We start from the raw sequence: 16272 nt of genomic DNA, 5'->3' as shown, positions 1-16272 counted from the left end.
TAGGGAGACTATCAAGAGCGGCGCGGCAAAGCAGCGCGCCCGGCAACCTAGTGGCGACGCCAAGGTGCCCGGCCTCGGGGTCGAGGCGATAGGCCCGGAAGGGAACCAAGGTCGCGCACCCCTTCGCGCGCGGAGGGGTTTCGTGTTTCGCCCGCTCTGGTGGCCGGAAGGGAAACGGGGATGGTGGATGGCGGCGGGCAGGCGCACGCCGGTAAGTGGCCGAGGCGGCTGGTGCCGGAGGACACGCACTACATCGTGCACAAGGTTGCCGAGGCGAAGGTCCGCGACGGCGCGATCGTGCTGTCCTGCGTCGACGAGAACGGTCGTCCGTATTACGGCGGCCCGTATCACCCGAGCGTGTTCAAGAGCCAAAGGCGACCGATCCCTGAGCACCTGGGCATGTGGGGCATGGAGGCGGTCGGTGTCGGTCACACCTTTGCGTTCCGGATGTTCGGTAGAGACCTCCTGCCGAAACGGGCTACGCCGTAGGCGGATATTTTAGTCAAATGTGGCGCTGTCGTTGAGCACGCTCTACTTGGCGGCTAAGTATAATCGCGCCTCGGTCCAGGCCATTGCTATTTACCGAGGAAACGCGCATACTCGGCTTAATTCTCTTCCCTTTCGAAGACGACCCTTTCCCCTCGACAACTGGTCGGTGGCCTGGAGGCGAAGACGGCACGAAGGCAGGCCGATCTTCCGCTGGCGGTTGACCATGGCCGTCGGTCTGGTCCGCTCGACTCCTGGGTCAGACCTCTGGAGATGCACCATGGACCTGTTCGAGATTCAGACCGAAGATCTCCAGGACGCAACCGTTATTCATGTTCGCGGCGAAGTCGACCTCGCGACCGCACCGATGCTTCAAAGTGCTCTGCAGTCGGCCATCGAGAGTGGTCGGCACGTCGTCGTGGACCTCGCGAATGCGACGTACGTTGATCTGAGCGGCTTTCGGGTGCTCATAGCGGGCAAGGAAGCGCTCGGTGAACGACAAGCGTTGGCAGTGGCGGCGTCGTCTCCGCTCGTGCACAGGGTCGTTAAGATCATCGAGTTGGGCACCATCCTTCCAGTGTTTCATTCACCCCGGGATGCACTCGACTTCGTTCGCCCTCACCGCTGACACGATTGAGACAACTAATGATGCCGCTCTTGCGGAGGGAATGATGACCTGGACGCTCTCCATCAACCTGGAAACAGAACCCGACGCCCTGAGGGTCGCGCGCCGCATGATCTATGCCACCGTCAAGCAAGAAGGGCTGTCTGACGAAAAAGCGCGGGAATTGCAACTCGCGACCGGCGAAGCGCTGAGCAATGCCCGGGCTCATGCTTATGGCGATGGTGTCGGCCCAGTCACGGTGGATCTCGCATCTCAGACCGAGGCGTTTGTGGTCGCGATCCATAACGCGGGCAAGCCGGTTGCGCCGCCCACGGTTCCTACAACGCTCGCGTCCTACCCTGCGGGGATGGGACTCTACTTGATCGCCGCGTTGGTTGATGATGTCCAGATCAAGACGAATGGCAAAGGGCAAGGACTCAGCATCACGATGACAAAGAAGCGCTGAGGAGATCCCTTCGCCCGGGATAGCCCCCTTATAGAGGTTCGGTCGTCCGGGCGATAATACGCACTAGAATCATCTGGCTCGAACGTTTCGGTACAATATCGTCAGCCCATGTTCGCACCGACGGTCACCCGCGCCCTCTCCGGCCTCGGCCTAGACCAGCGGGGCACCGACCCGCATCCACGCCAGCCCGCGCCCATGCTGCTGCAGCGGGCGGACAATGTGTTCGCGTCGCCGGACTGGGTCTATGAGGCGAAGTGGGACGGCTTCCGCGTGCTGGCGTCCGTCCGGGACGGGGCCGTCCGGCTCATCTCCCGCAACGGCCACTCGTTCACCCGTCTCTTCAGGCCGATCTCGGACGCCATGCTCGGCTTCCCGACGTCCGTCCTGCTGGACGGTGAGGTCATCGCGATCAACGACCGGGGTCGGCCGGACTTCGAGGCGCTGCAGGCCCGGCTCCGGCCACGGAACGGCAACTTGCCCGGCCACCTCTGCTACATGGTCTTCGACGTCCTGTACGTGAACGGGCACTCGCTGCTCAACCGGCCGCTGGAGGAGCGGCAGGCCGTGCTTTGGGAATTGCAGCCCGCGCTCCAGACCGACGCCGTGAAACTCAGCCGCTCAAGGACGCTTGCCTTCGGCACTGTCGGGCGCCGATCCAATTTTTGCGGATTTCTGACGGCCCGGCACCGGCGGGGCGCTTCGGCTCGAGATGCTGCACCGAGGCTACTGCGTGGGCTGCTGCTGGGCGCTGATGGGAGTACTCTTCGTGGTCGGGATCATGAACACGTTGTGGATCGCGCTACTGGCGATCTTCATCCTAATCGAGAAGGTGACCGTTCGCGGCCCGTGGCTCTCCCGCGCTATGGGCGTGGCCCTGATCGGCTGGGCGCTCTATTTGCTGCGCGCCGGCCTGCCCGGTTGAACGGTCAAGAAGTCAGTTTGCCGTGACGGGAGTTTTGAAAGCGATGAGGCAGCCGCGCAAAAAAGCCCCTGCTCACCCCTCGCCATGACTTGATAAGTACGGCGCAGCGAATGGTCTTGGCGCAGCGGCCTCCTAAGACGCAGGGAGGCTGAGATTTCCGCGCCTCTGCTGTTGCAGCCAGCGCACCGCGTAATCTGCTAGGAAAATCCCCAACCATGTTGAAATCGTCCGCGTGCCAACCTGGAGATGGCGATGTTTGTTTTCGTCGCAGGAGCGACGGGCAGGACCGGCCGCGCGCTAGTTCAGCAGGGGCTGGCGCGCGGGCATGTTATTACCGCATTCGGGCGCTCGGCTTTCAATGCTCCGAGCAGCAAATTACTGCGTGTCTTGATTGGAAATCCACTGGACGCCGCCGGTCTTGCTGCTGCGCTCAACGGTCAAGAAGCCGTACTCTCTGGTCTGGGCTCGCGCGGGGTTGGGACGACCTTCGTGCGATCATCTGGGGCGCGGGCGACGATAGAAGCGATGCGGCGCACAGGGGTTCGCCGACTGATCATAATCTCTTCATCACTCGTTGACGCCGAGGCTGGTTGGCTCTCGGTTTTTCTGGCCCGCACATTGGTCCGCCACATCGCCAGTGACCAGCGCGCTATGGAGGAACTGGTTGCACAGAGTGGTCTTGACTGGACCGTGGTGCGGCCCGCCTTGCTCGACAATAGCCCCCTAACCGGCCGGTATGCTGCGTCGCCTGTCGGAAGCGATGAGCCAGTGTCCTATGCTCGGATGAGCCGAGCCGATGTCGCATGCATGATGCTCGATTGCGTAGAACGCGGAACGTACATGAAACAAGTTGTCCGGCTAGGCGGGATGCGCGCGTGACCCTGTTTCTAGCATTTCTCGTTCTGGCGATTTACGATGCAGGCTGCATGACCGTACTGCAGCTACAACACTATGGCATCTACTCGTCGGTGGGCAAGGAAAATTTCCGCGGCTACATGCGGGCCAACAATCGTGCGGCGACGCTTCCCACTATTCTGCCAGCGGTGATGCTCCTCGTCACTTCAATCACTCTCGCGGTACGCCGCCCGGGATTCGTTAGACCATACGAACCGGCGATAGTCGTGATATTGAATCTGGTCGCGCTCATTTCCACCATTCTCTGGCAGCGCCCCATTCAGGCTCAGATGGCCGAAACCGGTTACGACGAGGCAAGTATTCAGCGTCTTGTGGCGACAAACTGGATTCGTACGAGCGCTCACTGGCTGATTGCGGTGCTCGGCCTGATCATTCTTACGCGAGTTGTCCCAGGGAGCTGATGCGCTTCGCTGACGGGACTGTTCGATTCTGGAGGTGATAGCGTGAACAAGCCCAGGAGAAAGCCCCTGCTCACCCCTCGGGAGGCCTTGATAGACACGGCGCAGCGAAGGGCAGTGGAGCGGCGGCCTCCTAAGCCTCAGGTCGCCCTTTGATCGTGGGCGCTTTGCTCGTGCGGAACGGGGCCGTGCTTCTCGGCAAGCGCGCGCCAACAAGGCAATTGGCTCCGGACGTTTGGGACGTTTTCGGGGGCCACGTTGAGCCGGGCGAGACGGCCGAGGCGGCGCTGGCACGCGAACTTCGCGAGGAATTGGGCATCTACGCAAAACAGGTTAACTTGCTCGAGGTCCTCGATGATCCTCAATTACCGGACGGCGCTTTTCCGCTCTTTGTGGTTGACGAATGGGTTGGAGTACCGTTCAACAATAGTCCTGAGGAGCATACTGAGATTCGCTGGTTCTCACTTGATCAAATAGAGCGTCTCCCGCTTGCGCATCCAGCGTATGTCTCGCTCATAGCGCGGGTCTGGGGGAACAAGCAGGTCGGATGACGCGGACTTCGCAGTATGACCGTGGGTCGATAGCCTCCTAAGAACCTATCCGAAAAACCTTTGTAAGGTGCTATTCAGTCTCATGCGCCGATCCCGCCTGCTAACGGGTCAACGGGCTCTCCCAGACGCGGAACAGCAGCTCTTTGAGCTGGGCGAAACGCTCTGTCCCAAGTTCAGCGCTCCATTCGCGCTCAATGTCGCCTAGAATGTCGTAGATTCTTGAGTATGCGGCGCGGCCGCGCTTGGTCAAGCGGACAACTCGCGCGCGGCCCTCGTCCGGTACGTCGGACCGGACGATATAACCGAGACCCTCGAGGCTCCTAAGGAGCTGGTTCATGGCCTGCTTGCTCATGCCTGCGCGCTCAGCGAGAATGCCTGGGCGAATTCCACCCGGGCCTGGATATTGCAGCACCGCCATATGCGGCATGCGAAGGTCCCCAAAACCGGCCTCGTTCAGTCCCTTGATAATGCGCCGCTGGACCGCCTGCGCAGGAACACGCAGTAACGCGCCGATGCGCAGAGCTCTCGTTTTGACCGGTGAGTGTATTAGGCTCGCGGTCCGCATCGAACCAAGCCTCCGCTGATTGCCGCTAGGTCTCCGTAGGGGCCGGCACCGGGACCATGTCGAAACGGGCAGCAAGCGCGGCACGTTCCTCTCTACCCCCGTGCCGAGCAATCAGCTGTTGCATTTCTTCGAAGTAGCGCTCGAACCCAGCGGGATGATGCATGACCAGCAGGGTCGCGCTGTCACTGCTCGCGTTGTGAAAGCCGTGGACCGTTTCGCGCGGGACAAAGGCGAAGGTGCCTGCTCCGGCAGTGTGTCTCTCGTCGCCGATGCGCAGCACCACCTCACCTTCGAGGACGTAGAAGAACTCGTCGCGCCCGCGATGATAGTGCGGCCCTGCGCCCACGGTCCCCGGCCCGACTCGTCCTTCCCAGACGGTGCACAGGCCGCCGGTCTCTGCTTCCGACGCTTTGACCGTCACGCCCGCGCCAGTGGACCCGACCGCAAGAAACCGTCCCTCGCCGGGAGCAACCACGACAGCCTTCATCACGATCGTGCTCATCCCTTACGCGCGCGGTTGCGGCGCCAGCGTGAGTCCGTGGCGGCGCATGATTTCCGCCATCTTTGCCCGATCCGACGGACCACCGGCCGTCGCGTTAATCACCTCGGCAGACTCGCGGAAATACTGCGGACCGAGGACGGCTGGCGTGATCACGCAGAGGGCCCTCACGTCCTCGCTGCCGTTGTTGTCGAACCGGTGAATAGCGCCGCGCGGAATGCACAGTGCCTGCCCCGGCCCGACGTCGATGGGTCTTCCGTCGACGGTCCAGGTCAACACCCCGTCGATGCCGTAGACCGTCTCCTCGTAACGGTCGTGGCTATGCGCCGGCGCCGCTAGGCGCTGCGCGCCCGGGACGATGAGCTCAAATGCGGCGACGCTGCCATTCGAGTTCTCTCCGGTAATCAAGAAGCGCACTGCGAGCGGCCCGAGACGGATGATCTCGTCGGAAGGATTAACGTGGAGGTCGATAGCCTGCGGTATCATGCGTGCCCTCTTTTAGTAAATGGCGCTTACGACAAAAACACTATAAACGGCATTTACTAAAATGTCAATACCCTACTTGGCGTCCAGATTTCTTTGGAACCCCATCACATTCTGAGACCTGTACTCCTCGCGAGTGGTTCGGTCATTCGGCCCGCGGCCTCCGCCTACGAGGTCGCCTGACGGCCCAGAAATGCCGCAGGAGGAGGTTACTGGCGCGAGTAAAGTAACGGCACTGTTTAGAGTACCCGAATTGGTTGGCGCGGTATTTGGCGCGATGGCGCAGCGACAAGGGCAGGACAAGGGCAAAGCTGCGACTCACATTTCCGAGCCGTGGCTGGAGCCCTTGTCATTTGCGGGTTTGCTGGGGTCGATAGAATCGGTCTGAGCGGGTTCGATTCCCGCCGCCTCGGCCAAATCCGCGCGGCGTTCGCGCGCATCTCGTCTGTGGGCGCCGTGACAGATTCCCAGTACATCAGTGGTGGAAGAAAGATAACGAGCACGAGATCAGGATTTGGTTCAATACGCGGCAATTGTGGCACGAAGCCCAACACGAGCCGCCCGACGATGAGCCGCGACGGGATAGGGAATGTCAAAGCGACGAGCAATCGCGAGAAGTGGAATCGTCACAACCAACAACGCGACGACGAATTCGATCGGCGGCATGGTCTCAGCTCACGTGTCGGTCGCGCCTGTCGCATAGCTTTCGCCCAAGCGAACGGGAAAGGCGCTCACGCCAGCGCGTCCTCTCAGGGCCGTTGGTCGGGCGACGAGTCGACAGTCATAGAGGCATGTTCATGCCGGGAGAAAGGGAACGTCGCACTCCTGCTGTCGACCGTCCTGATGTTGTTCGGCGCGGCGCGGCTCAGGAAGCGGTTGAGTTCTCGAGGCGTCGAAGGATTTGCAGAGTGAGCTCCCCTTGATGCTCGATGGCAGCTGTTTGATGCTCGAGGTGTAGAAGGATTGCTTCAACCTCCTGTTCGGCTTTCTGGTTGATCTCGAAGTCGGCGTCCGCGCGCATCTCAGCATGGCGGTTTAGCAAGTTCTGGCCCACCATGATCAATGGCATGAGCAAAATCTGGAGCATGTTAGAGATGAAGAGCCACAGTACGAACGCGGGCCCTGGATCGAAGCGCAGGCGGGCCGGCGCAAGCACGTTGTAGAGGAGCCATACGATCGTCCACACGGCGATGATGATGAAGAAGCCCGCGCTGCCCACACGCACCGTCACGGCGAGTGCCACACGCTCAAGAGGCGAGAAGCTTTCTCGGACCTGCTTGTTGACATCTCGAACCGGCGGGTGCGCATGCTTCCAGTGTGGGACCAGTTTGCTCGTCCCGTCCCCGAACCGGTGCTCCACCAGCGCGCACTCATCCTTGAACCTGTTCAGCAACACATCACCCAGCATGACCGCCCCCTGTCCGCATCTGCCGCGCGGGATAAACGGTGCTATGCCGCGCGTCTTCTGCGGACGCTACTGCTTCCCTGTTCCTATCAACCGCATCAGGACTCAGTTTTAGCCATTCCGGCTGTGGCACTCGTCTGTGAAGGAACACTATTATTCCGGTCGCGCGGTCCAGCTGCTTCTGCTCGCTGCGACTCATGTCATCCAACCGTGGTAACGCGTGTCTTGCGCTAGTCAGCCCTCTGGCGCGCAGGACATCGACCAGTCTTCCGGCCAACAAGGATGGCGCGATCCCCGCGACGCCTGAACAGTTGAATGAGAAACCCGGCCGCGTTAACCGCAGCGGGTCGGCTCGCTTTCGCGCGGCTGGGACGTTAAGAGACCGAGCCAGTGCTTCACCGCCGCGCGGATCTTGATGGCGCTCGCGATCATCAGGGCAAGCGCCACCACGGCACCGGCGACGATGCCGACCTCCAGCGAACCGCTCCCGCCGTCGGGCGAGAGATGAAACAGCTTCTCAATCCAGTCCATTCGTCTTCCTCCTCTTGATCCGCCGAACTCCCTGTAGATTCGGTCGCTGCGACATAATCAGAACACCGCGCGGTTCTCCTCCAGGACCTACAGTACCTTCGATCGAAGGAGCCCAGGAACCAAAATGGAAATTCCGGATTCAAACGAATATAACTCTCCGTGGCAAGACCCTCCGGCTCGTGGGCGAAACTCGACGGCCTAAAATGGCGCTGCATCGGGCCGCCGCGCGGCGGCCGCGTCGTCGCCGTCGCTGGTGACCCCGCAGACCGTAACGTGTTCTATTTCGGCGCCTGTGCCGGCGGCCTCTGGAAGACGACCGACGGCGGCACATATTGGCGCTGCGTAAGCGACGGTTATCTCGGCTCGGCCGCGATCGGCGCGCTCGCCGTCGCGCCCTCCGATCCCAATGTCATTTATGCCGGCAACGGGGAAACCGAGATCCGGCTCGATGTCTCCTATGGCGACGGTGTCTACAAGTCGACCGATGCCGGCCGTACCTGGCGCCATCTCGGCCTCCGCGAGAGCCGGTTCGTTGGGCGCATCCGCATCCATCCGCAAGATCCCGATCTCGTGTACGTCGCCGCGCTCGGCGATGTGTTCGGCGCGAACGAGGAACGCGGGATTTTCCGATCAGAGGACGGCGGGAAGACCTGGAGGAAGGTGCTCTACCGAGACGCCAATTCGGGCGCCGTCGACCTCTCGATGGACCCGCACAATCCCCGTATCCTCTTTGCGGCTTTTTGGCAGGCGCGCCGGAACTTCTGGAACCTGTCGAGCGGAGGGCCCGGAAGCGGCCTTTTTCGCTCGACGGATGGCGGCGAGAGCTGGGCGGAGATTTCGCGGTATCCAGGGATGCCGGCGGGTCCTCTCGGCAAGATCGGAGTTGCGGTGTCGCCCGCCCGCGCGGGCCGCGTCTGGGCGCTGGTGGAGACGGAAGCCGAGAAGACGGGGCTCTACCGATCGGAGGATTACGGCGAGAGCTGGGCGCTCGTCTCGTCCAATCGCGACCTCATGCATCGGCCCTGGTACTACACGCATGTCTTTGCCGATCCCTGTCACGGTGAGACCGTCTACGTCGCCAACCTGGCGCTTTGGAAATCGACCGACGGCGGAAGAGGCTTCACGGAGATCCAGACGCCGCACGGCGACAACCATGATCTTTGGATCGATCCTGCCGATCCGAACCGGATGATCGAGGGAAACGATGGCGGCGCCTGCGTTAGCCTGAACGGCGGTGAGACATGGTCGTCGATCTACAATCAGCTGACGGCGCAGTTCTATCGCATCGACACAGATAACCAGTACCCTTATCGCGTGTACGGCACGCAGCAGGACAACACATCGATCTCAGTGCCGAGCGCCGCCGTCTGGGGCGCGATCACCCTCGGCGACTGCACCTATCCCGGCACCGGGGAAAGCGGCTTTATTGCCGTCAATCCCGAAGATCCGAACATCGTCTATTGCGGCGCGATCGGCTCGAGCCCTGGCGGCGCGGGGGCGCTTCAGCGTTACGATCATCGCACCCGGCAGATCCGGCTGGTCAATGTCTGGCCCGAGGAATCGACCGGCATCGCACCCAAGCACCTGCGATACCGCTTCGCCTGGACATTCCCGATCATCTTCTCACCGCACGACAGCGGCGTTCTCTACGCGGCCGGGAACCACGTGTTCCGCAGCCGCGACGAGGGCACGAGCTGGGACGAAATTTCACCAGATTTGAGCCGCGACGATAAAAGCCGTCAAGGATATTCCGGCGGCGACATCACGCATGAAAGTGCCGGAGCTGAGGTACACGCGACATGCGCGTCGCTCGCCCCATCACCGCACCGGCCGGAGGAATTGTGGGCCTCGACCGATGACGGGCTCGTCCATGTGACGCGGGACGGCGGCAGAAGCTGGCAGAACGTTACGCCGCCCGACATGCCGGAGCTCGCCTATGTCGGGTGCGTCGAGGTCTCGCCGCACGATCCCGACACGATCTATCTCGCGGCGACACGTTACAAGCTCGCGGATTACGGGCCGTACCTGTTCCGCAGCACGGACGGCGGACGGCGGTTCGAGTCGATCAACGGAGATTTCCCGGACGGCGAGATCACCCGTGTCGTGCGTGCGGATCCGGTGCGCAAGGGACTGTTGTTCGTCGGTACCGAGACCGGCGTGTATTTTTCCCTGAACGACGGGCGCAGCTGGATGCGCATGGACGGGAGCCTGCCGGTCGTGCCGGTCTACGATCTGAAGATCAAGGGGACGGATCTGGTGGCCGGAACCCACGGCCGCTCCTTCTGGATCTTGGATGATATCACGCCGCTAAGAAGCTTCGTTGAAGGCAAAGAAGGATGTCGCCTCTTCGAGCCGCGCACGACGGTTCGTACCAAGCTACATTTCGGCGCCCTGCGAAGCCTCCGGCCAAGCGGTGTCGCATTCGCGATCGCCTCCGGAGTAGGCGGCGGCATCCGAACCTTTCTCAAGCCGGACGGGACGAGCGGGCGCGAATATCTCGACGTCGGAGAGAACCCGCCGAACGGCGCGATCATTTATTACTGGCTGGACGAAGGCGTTTCCGGCCCGATTTCGCTCACATTCCGTGACGCCTCCGGGGTCGCGATTGCGATCTTCCGCAGCGACGACACGACCTTGCCGGCCGCGAAGCGCCCGTCGGTTCGCCCCGGGCTCAACCGGTTCGTGTGGGATCTCAAATATCCGGGGCCCGAGACGCTCGATTTGAGCCTGGCCCCTCCGCGCAACAAACCGCTGGCAGAGCCGGCCGAACCGACGGCCGGGCCGACGGTGGTGCCGGGCCGATATCGTGTGGAGATGTCGCTCGGCTCGGAGACGGCGGCCGCGGAGTTCTCGCTCGTGAGGGATCCGCGCCTCTCGACGACGCCGGAGGCGTACCGTGAGCAGTTCGAACTTTTGCGGGGATTGACGGTATCGCTCGGGAAAGTCCACGCGACGGTCAATCACATCCGCCGGCTGAAGCGCCGGCTTGCGGCGCTGGCCGCGGGATCGGTGACCGGCACAGACGACATTGCCGCCCGGGCGGCAGCCGCGGCGGAACAGCTGCTGGCGGTCGAAGCCGTGCTGGTGGACGTCCGTCGCGAGTCGGATCGCGACGTGTTGCGCAACCCTGCGGGCCTCAACGATACTCTCGTGGACTTGATCAACACCGTATCTCTCGCCGACACCGCGCCGACGAAGCAGGCGGCGGCCGTCTCGAAAGAGGTCATGGCGCGCGTCGATGTCGAGATTGGCAACGTCGAGCGGCTCAGCGCAACCGAGGTCGCCACAGTCAATCGCTTGGCCCTGGAGCGGGCGGCTACGCGAGGTTCTTCGGCGAAATGAGCCTACATCGTTCGTTCCGATCGCTGCAGGTTAAGCGCCGTACGAGCGCGACCTAGTCGGTACTGACATCCGGCCAAGTCGGGCGCCGCGCATTAGTGCCTTCGACGCGTCTCGGGCAGAAGCGAAGGGAGTAAGCACCCGATTCACGTCGAGGATCTGCACCATTTGCCGAACGACGGGCGACGGGTTCACCAGCGCCAGTGTGTGCTGATTCCTTTGGCACAGTCGCCGGGAGGCCACGCACTCGCGAAATCCGGCTTCATCAAAGAACGTCACGCGGCCGAGGTCCAAGACAATATGGCGCCCCGCCTGCAGGGCCGTTCGAAGCACGTTGCGCAGCGCCGGAACCGTCGCACGTTCCACGTTTCCCGCCGCAGAGATCACCGCGAGCCCGGGGAAACTCGCGGAGGCCACCGCAAGCCCCAGCGGCTGCCTCAGGTTGCTATTACGCGCGCTCCGAGTGTTGCCGACCGACAGAATGGGACGCCGGGCACGGCGTCCGCGGACGAAATCCAATCTCGCTGCCATCGTTCGCGGGGAAGCAGGGAGAAGAGCGACACGCTGCAATGTCTGCTGCATTGGGACGGTCACCTCTGCTGCGATGTTGGGTACTATGTCGCAAGCGGTTTCGCCGCCTGGTTCCCTCGTTCCTTTGTGGTGTGGCGATCGCTGGTAGGACCCGCGCGGCCATTTTTTGATGGATCGGGCTCCCGAGAAGCCCCACATTGGCTAACTGACCGCCGCGGCCGTGGCCCATCCGAGCGTCTCACGGCAGCGAGAACGCCCAGTCGTTCCGCTGCAGCCGTGCCTCCAGTTCCGCGATGCGGGCGTCCCGCTCGGCCAGTTGGTCGAGCAGCCACGCCACGTCATGTTCGGCATCGGGGTAGTGTGACAGGTAACCCCAGCACCGTAGTTTCTGTTCGATGTCGCGGAGGCGCTCGGCGTCGGTCACGCCGTTGCGTTCCAGATGTTCGGTAGAAGCCTCCTGCCGAACAGCAACGAGCGAGGACCGTGTAGAGGGCAAAACAAATTCAGGGCACAGGTCCGCAGCGATTCGGAGGGGACGATGGAGTTGAACCGCCGTTTCACCGCCATCTTACGAAGGAGCCGCGACAAGGGTGCATGGACTACGTTGTGCGGCCCGAGTCGGTCGAGTTCTTTCGGACTCGTGGGTGCCTGAAGCAACGGATAGGCTAGGCCGAAGTCATTTCACAGATCCCGAATAAACTTGGACTTCCGCGGGGAAATTAGTCTCAAATGCATGCAGGCGGCGGCTTCGACAAGATCTGACCACGGATGAGTCGACGGTCATGGAGGCATATTCATGCCGAGAGAAAGGGAACGTCGCATCGGGTTCGTCGGGTTGGGCTCGATGGGGTCGCGCATGGCTCGGCGGTTGCTCGATCGGGGCGTTCCGGTGACGGTCTACAATCGCACCCCGGGCAAGGCCGAGCCGCTGGGCAAGGCGGGCGCGTCGCTTCGTGATACTCCGGCGGCAGTGGCCGAGCAGTCCGACGCGGTGCTGTACTCGCTCGCGGACGACGCGGCGGTGAGCGACGTGGTGCTCGGCGCCGGCGGTCTGTTGGGGGGCGCACGGGCGGGGACCGTCTTCATCGATCTCAGTACGGTGCTTCCGGAAACGTCGCGGGCGATGTCCTCGGCCGCCTTCTCCAAGGGCGTGGCCGTGATGGACGCTCCCGTGTCCGGGAGCACGCCGCAGGCGGAACAGGGCACGTTGGTGATCTTCGTTGGGGGTGACCGGGCCGTCTATGAAGAGCAGAGGTCAATCCTGGATGTGCTCGGCCACCACATCTACATGGGCCGCCACGGTGCCGGGACCACCATGAAACTGGTCACGAACACGTTGCTGGGCCTGGGCATGGAGGCACTGGCTGAAGCAACCGCCCTCGGTCGAAAGGCCGGCTTGGACACCGAGGTCATGCTTGACGCGCTGGCGCAGACCAGCGTGGTGTCGCCGTCGCAGAAGGCAAAGTTCGAGAACATGATGCGCGGCGAGTATCCGGCGACGTTTGCGCTGCGCTTGATGTCCAAGGACTTCGGACTGGTGCTTCGGCTGGCCGAGTCGCTTTCGGTCGCGATGCCGGCCGCGGCCGTGGCGCGGCAGATGGACCTCATCGAACAGGCCCGCTCCGGCGGGCGCGAGGAAGATTTCTCAGCGGTGATCCGGACGCTTCACGAGCTCGCGGGTTCGCCGTCGTGACGGGCGGCCGGCAGGGATCGGTCCCCGGTCGGCGCGGCAATGCCACCAGCCGCGGTCGCGAGAAGTGATGACCGCTCTTGCTGGCCAACGGACTCGTGACCCACCGGCTCGCGTCCCGTCCGCACCGTGGGCCAGTCCTCCGCAGTCCGCGGACGGCGCTGGCACGGCGACGCGGCGTGGTCAACCGCGCACATTTCGAGTATGCGGGTCATGATGACGTCGTGAAAGGCTCGGTCCGCCCGCCGTCAAACCCTCCCACATTGTCCGACCGGAGGGAACGTGGGTGAGCATTCTTGCGGTCAGCGACGAAGTCGATGACGCGCTTCTGGGGGACGTCCGTTCCGAGCGCTGCGCCGGAGTCCGGTTGATCGTTTCCTGCGGCGATCTGCCGGCGGATTACCTCGAGGCGCTCGCCGACCGGTATGCCGTCCCGATGCTCTACGTCCGGGGCAACCACGATCTCCGCTACCGGGAGACTCCGCCTCCCGGCGACGATCTCGACGGGCGCGTCATCGCCGAGGCCGGCTTGCGCCTGCTGGGGTTCGAGGGGTGCATGTGGTACAACGGGGAGGGGGTGCAGTACACCGAGCGCGAGATGTGGTGGCGCGTTCTGCGGGCACGGCCGCTGGTGTGGCGGGCCGGGGGTGTGGACGTCATCGTCACGCACGCGCCCCCCGCCGGTATTCACGACGGCACCGACCTGGCCCACACCGGCTACCGGACGTTTCGGAAGCTCCTCGAGACGCTGCGGCCGCGTTACTTCATCCACGGCCACAACCACCTCTCCTATGTGCCCCAAGGCGCGCGGGCGACCGTAGTGGGAGAGACCACCGTGGTCAACGCCTACCGCTCCGTGGTCCTTCCGCTCGAGGCGCCGGCGCGCCGGCAGACCATCCCGTGACGCCGCGCCGGCTCAAGGAGTTCGAGGAGATCCAGCAGGCGCACGGCGCTCTCGCCGCCCGACCGCTTGGGGTGATCCCGGTGCCGGTGGATGAGATCGTCGGCAGCGTCGGACGGGCCCGCTACTTTCCCCGCGGCCTGCGCGCCGGGAGCGGCCTCACCCCATCTCGCGTTCGCCGGCTCGTCCGGGCGCTCGACCGCGGGGAGGTGCTGCCTTCCGTGCTCCTTTATCGGATCGGGCACGAGTATTTCATCGCCGACGGCCACCACCGGGTCGCGGCCGCCCGGCTCGTCGGGCAGCAGTACGTGGACGCCGAGGTGGTGGCGTACCTCTCCGAGACGGACCGCCCGGAGGATGTCGTCGCGCGGGAGCGCGTGCGGTTCGAGCAGCAGACCGGCCTCACGACGATCGTGCTGCACGAGGTCGGCCAGTATCCGAAGCTCCTGCGGTGGATCGAAGACTTCCGGCGCCAGCGGGGCCGCTCCCTGCGGAGCGCGGCGCGCGAGTGGTACAACGGCGTCTATCTGCCGGCCGTCCAGGACCCCGCGTTCCGGCGGCTCCTGCGGTTGTTTCCGGGCCGGTCGCCCGGCGACGTGTTCGTGTACGTGGGCGATCACAAGTGGATCCTGAGCAAAGCCGCCGGGCAGGACGTCGGGATGCGGGCGGCGATCGAGAGCTTCGCGCAACGGATCGTACACGCCCGGGGCCCCCGCGGGTTTGCGCGCTGGCTCGAGGGACTATCCATCCTTCTGGCGAAGCGGTCGGGCGCTGCTTCGCGGACGAGGCCGAGCGGTCCGGCCGGACACTGAGCGAGCCGCTGTCCGAGGGACCTCGTCCGACGAGTGGCGCCGCCTGCGCCGGCCGCCTGACTTCGACGAGGTCAATTACGAGGTCACGCCGGAGTGGGCTGTGTTCCACCTCGTCGAGCACGAGGCGGGTCATGCATTCCAGATCAGTTCTCTGAAGGCCCGCGGTACTCGCATGCTGGCAGCGCAGAACACACGGGCCTAACCGATCCCCTGCCGTTTACCCCCGTCCGAGGGCGACCGGGATTCGCCGGCGACGCCGCCGGCGCGCTTATAGATCAGGTTTGGTCGTCCGGGTCGTCGCGCGGCGGCATCGGTCCCGAAGATGGCCCCTCGGTGCTGTCGCCCATCTCCGCGGCCTCCACCGCCCCGCCGCTCGGCTCCAGCTCGGCCTTCGTCGCTTCCCACTCGGCCAGAAGCTCCTCCTCGTCGGTGAACGCACGAGCGGAGACGGCGTTTCTACGATGGTCGCGCCTCACGATGACGCCAAATGCCGCGCCGAGGACGGCCCAGTCCTCGGCGTCGATCTCGTCTCGCGCGGGTGCCGCGTTCGCCTCGATCTGCTCCCTGAGGCGTCGTGCGATATCCGCCCCGTCTCGCAGTAACCCGGCCCAGATATCTCCCCCCGGACCGGTCGCCCAGTCATCCGCGTCTTCCTCGGCCACGGCGTACAGGAGATTCGTGAGCGGCGCGGCCAGTTCGCGACTCGTGTCCATCTACGGCGTCCTCTCCGGTGGAATCCCGCGCACCCCACCCATGAACGGCTCGAGCAGTTTGGTGAACTCCATCGGGAACACGAATTTCGTGGCCGGGCCCGCTCCGAGGGCCTTGAGGGCCTCCAGGTACTGGAGGCTCATCGTATTCGTGTCCACGGTCTTGGCGCTGCTGAAGATCCTGTCGAGCGCAAGCGAGAACCCCTCCGCCCGGAGGATCGCGGCCTGACGGTCGCCCTCGGCCTTGAGGATGGCCGACTGCTTTTCTCCCTCGGCGATGGTGATGGCGGCCTGTTTCTTCCCGTCGGCCTCCGTCACGAGCGCGCGCCGGCTCCGTTCGGCGGACATGACCTGATTGATCCGGTCGCGCTGGGTCAGGGCTTCGTCGAGGCTGAGGTCGCCGATCACCGCGCGCAGCCCGGTCGTGGCGATCCCCTGGGCGGCGCCGGCGAAGTTGCCCACCT

At 63.7% G+C, this 16272-nt stretch carries 19 protein-coding genes, 1 pseudogene and 1 riboswitch; of the genes and pseudogenes, 12 read left to right on the top strand and 8 right to left on the bottom strand.

The genetic code is table 11. The features are described 5' to 3' along the window. The first annotated feature begins 3 nt into the window (after nt 1-3). Nucleotides 4-119: riboswitch (SAM-I-IV-variant riboswitch) on the top strand. A 61-nt stretch (nt 120-180) separates the two neighbouring features. The 8 genes and pseudogenes from VGZ23_03530 (at nt 181) to VGZ23_03495 (ending at nt 4342) form a co-directional block, all read left to right on the top strand. Next, nucleotides 181-489, top strand: coding sequence for a hypothetical protein (locus tag VGZ23_03530; GenBank protein ID HEV2356666.1), 309 nt, complete (start codon nt 181-183; stop codon nt 487-489). 277 nt (nt 490-766) lie between these two features. Further along, on the top strand, nt 767-1114 hold the full coding sequence (locus VGZ23_03525) for an STAS domain-containing protein (GenBank protein ID HEV2356665.1): 348 nt from the start codon (nt 767-769) through the stop codon (nt 1112-1114). A gap of 43 nt (nt 1115-1157) precedes the next feature. Next, nucleotides 1158-1556: an ATP-binding protein gene (locus VGZ23_03520; protein ID HEV2356664.1), complete on the top strand. Its 399-nt coding sequence runs from the start codon at nt 1158-1160 to the stop codon at nt 1554-1556. Between the two features lie 108 nt (nt 1557-1664). After that, a pseudogene (locus tag VGZ23_03515) lies at nt 1665-2126 on the top strand (hypothetical protein). A gap of 139 nt (nt 2127-2265) precedes the next feature. Continuing rightward, nucleotides 2266-2478: a DUF2182 domain-containing protein gene (locus VGZ23_03510; GenBank protein HEV2356663.1), complete on the top strand. Its 213-nt coding sequence runs from the start codon at nt 2266-2268 to the stop codon at nt 2476-2478. 252 nt (nt 2479-2730) lie between these two features. Then, a complete protein-coding gene (locus VGZ23_03505) occupies nt 2731-3357 on the top strand; it encodes an NAD(P)H-binding protein (protein HEV2356662.1) in 627 nt (208 codons plus the stop codon). Then, nucleotides 3354-3794, top strand: a complete 441-nt coding sequence (locus tag VGZ23_03500; GenBank protein ID HEV2356661.1) for a hypothetical protein — start codon at nt 3354-3356, stop codon at nt 3792-3794. Before VGZ23_03505 ends, VGZ23_03500 begins: the two co-directional genes overlap by 4 nt. A 155-nt stretch (nt 3795-3949) precedes the next feature. Continuing rightward, nucleotides 3950-4342, top strand: coding sequence for an NUDIX domain-containing protein (locus VGZ23_03495; GenBank protein HEV2356660.1), 393 nt, complete (start codon nt 3950-3952; stop codon nt 4340-4342). A gap of 100 nt (nt 4343-4442) precedes the next feature. Here VGZ23_03495 and VGZ23_03490 read toward each other — a convergent pair whose 3' ends face one another. The 5 genes from VGZ23_03490 to VGZ23_03470 form a co-directional block, all read right to left on the bottom strand. Then, nucleotides 4443-4907: a MarR family transcriptional regulator gene (locus tag VGZ23_03490; protein ID HEV2356659.1), complete on the bottom strand. Its 465-nt coding sequence runs from the start codon at nt 4905-4907 to the stop codon at nt 4443-4445. Between the two features lie 25 nt (nt 4908-4932). Next, nucleotides 4933-5409, bottom strand: a complete 477-nt coding sequence (locus VGZ23_03485) for a cupin domain-containing protein (protein HEV2356658.1) — start codon at nt 5407-5409, stop codon at nt 4933-4935. Between the two features lie 3 nt (nt 5410-5412). Then, complete coding sequence (locus VGZ23_03480; protein ID HEV2356657.1) at nt 5413-5823, bottom strand: cupin domain-containing protein; 411 nt, start codon at nt 5821-5823, stop codon at nt 5413-5415. Between the two features lie 931 nt (nt 5824-6754). Then, complete coding sequence (locus VGZ23_03475) at nt 6755-7297, bottom strand: DUF1003 domain-containing protein (protein ID HEV2356656.1); 543 nt, start codon at nt 7295-7297, stop codon at nt 6755-6757. Nucleotides 7298-7627: 330 nt separating this feature from the next. Further along, a complete protein-coding gene (locus VGZ23_03470; protein HEV2356655.1) occupies nt 7628-7825 on the bottom strand; it encodes a hypothetical protein in 198 nt (65 codons plus the stop codon). Between the two features lie 159 nt (nt 7826-7984). Between VGZ23_03470 and VGZ23_03465 the strand changes: the two genes are divergently transcribed. After that, complete coding sequence (locus VGZ23_03465; protein HEV2356654.1) at nt 7985-11167, top strand: glycosyl hydrolase; 3183 nt, start codon at nt 7985-7987, stop codon at nt 11165-11167. 766 nt (nt 11168-11933) lie between these two features. On the opposite strand, the gene VGZ23_03460 is transcribed toward VGZ23_03465, so the two are convergent. Then, nucleotides 11934-12119, bottom strand: a complete 186-nt coding sequence (locus VGZ23_03460) for a hypothetical protein (protein ID HEV2356653.1) — start codon at nt 12117-12119, stop codon at nt 11934-11936. A 372-nt stretch (nt 12120-12491) separates the two neighbouring features. On the opposite strand from VGZ23_03460, the gene VGZ23_03455 reads away from it, so the two are divergent. From VGZ23_03455 to VGZ23_03445, 3 genes are all read left to right on the top strand, one after another. Continuing rightward, nucleotides 12492-13388, top strand: a complete 897-nt coding sequence (locus VGZ23_03455) for an NAD(P)-dependent oxidoreductase (protein ID HEV2356652.1) — start codon at nt 12492-12494, stop codon at nt 13386-13388. A gap of 283 nt (nt 13389-13671) precedes the next feature. Next, a complete protein-coding gene (locus VGZ23_03450) occupies nt 13672-14289 on the top strand; it encodes a metallophosphoesterase (GenBank protein ID HEV2356651.1) in 618 nt (205 codons plus the stop codon). Further along, nucleotides 14286-15098 (top strand): DUF4032 domain-containing protein, encoded by an 813-nt coding sequence (locus tag VGZ23_03445; GenBank protein HEV2356650.1) that lies wholly within the window; start codon nt 14286-14288, stop codon nt 15096-15098. Before VGZ23_03450 ends, VGZ23_03445 begins: the two co-directional genes overlap by 4 nt. Before the next feature lie 275 nt (nt 15099-15373). On the opposite strand, the gene VGZ23_03440 is transcribed toward VGZ23_03445, so the two are convergent. Together VGZ23_03440 and VGZ23_03435 are read right to left on the bottom strand one after the other, a co-directional pair. Next, nucleotides 15374-15811, bottom strand: a complete 438-nt coding sequence (locus VGZ23_03440; protein ID HEV2356649.1) for a hypothetical protein — start codon at nt 15809-15811, stop codon at nt 15374-15376. Continuing rightward, nucleotides 15812-16272, bottom strand: a 461-nt coding sequence (locus VGZ23_03435; protein ID HEV2356648.1) for an SPFH domain-containing protein, incomplete at its 5' end; no start/stop codon positions are given. It abuts the gene before it with no gap.

Source organism: bacterium, from assembly GCA_035945995.1.
GTDB lineage: Bacteria > Sysuimicrobiota > Sysuimicrobiia > Sysuimicrobiales > Segetimicrobiaceae > DASSJF01.
Note: the sequence above shows the minus strand (reverse complement) of the source record. Positions and strands in the feature narration are given on the sequence as shown.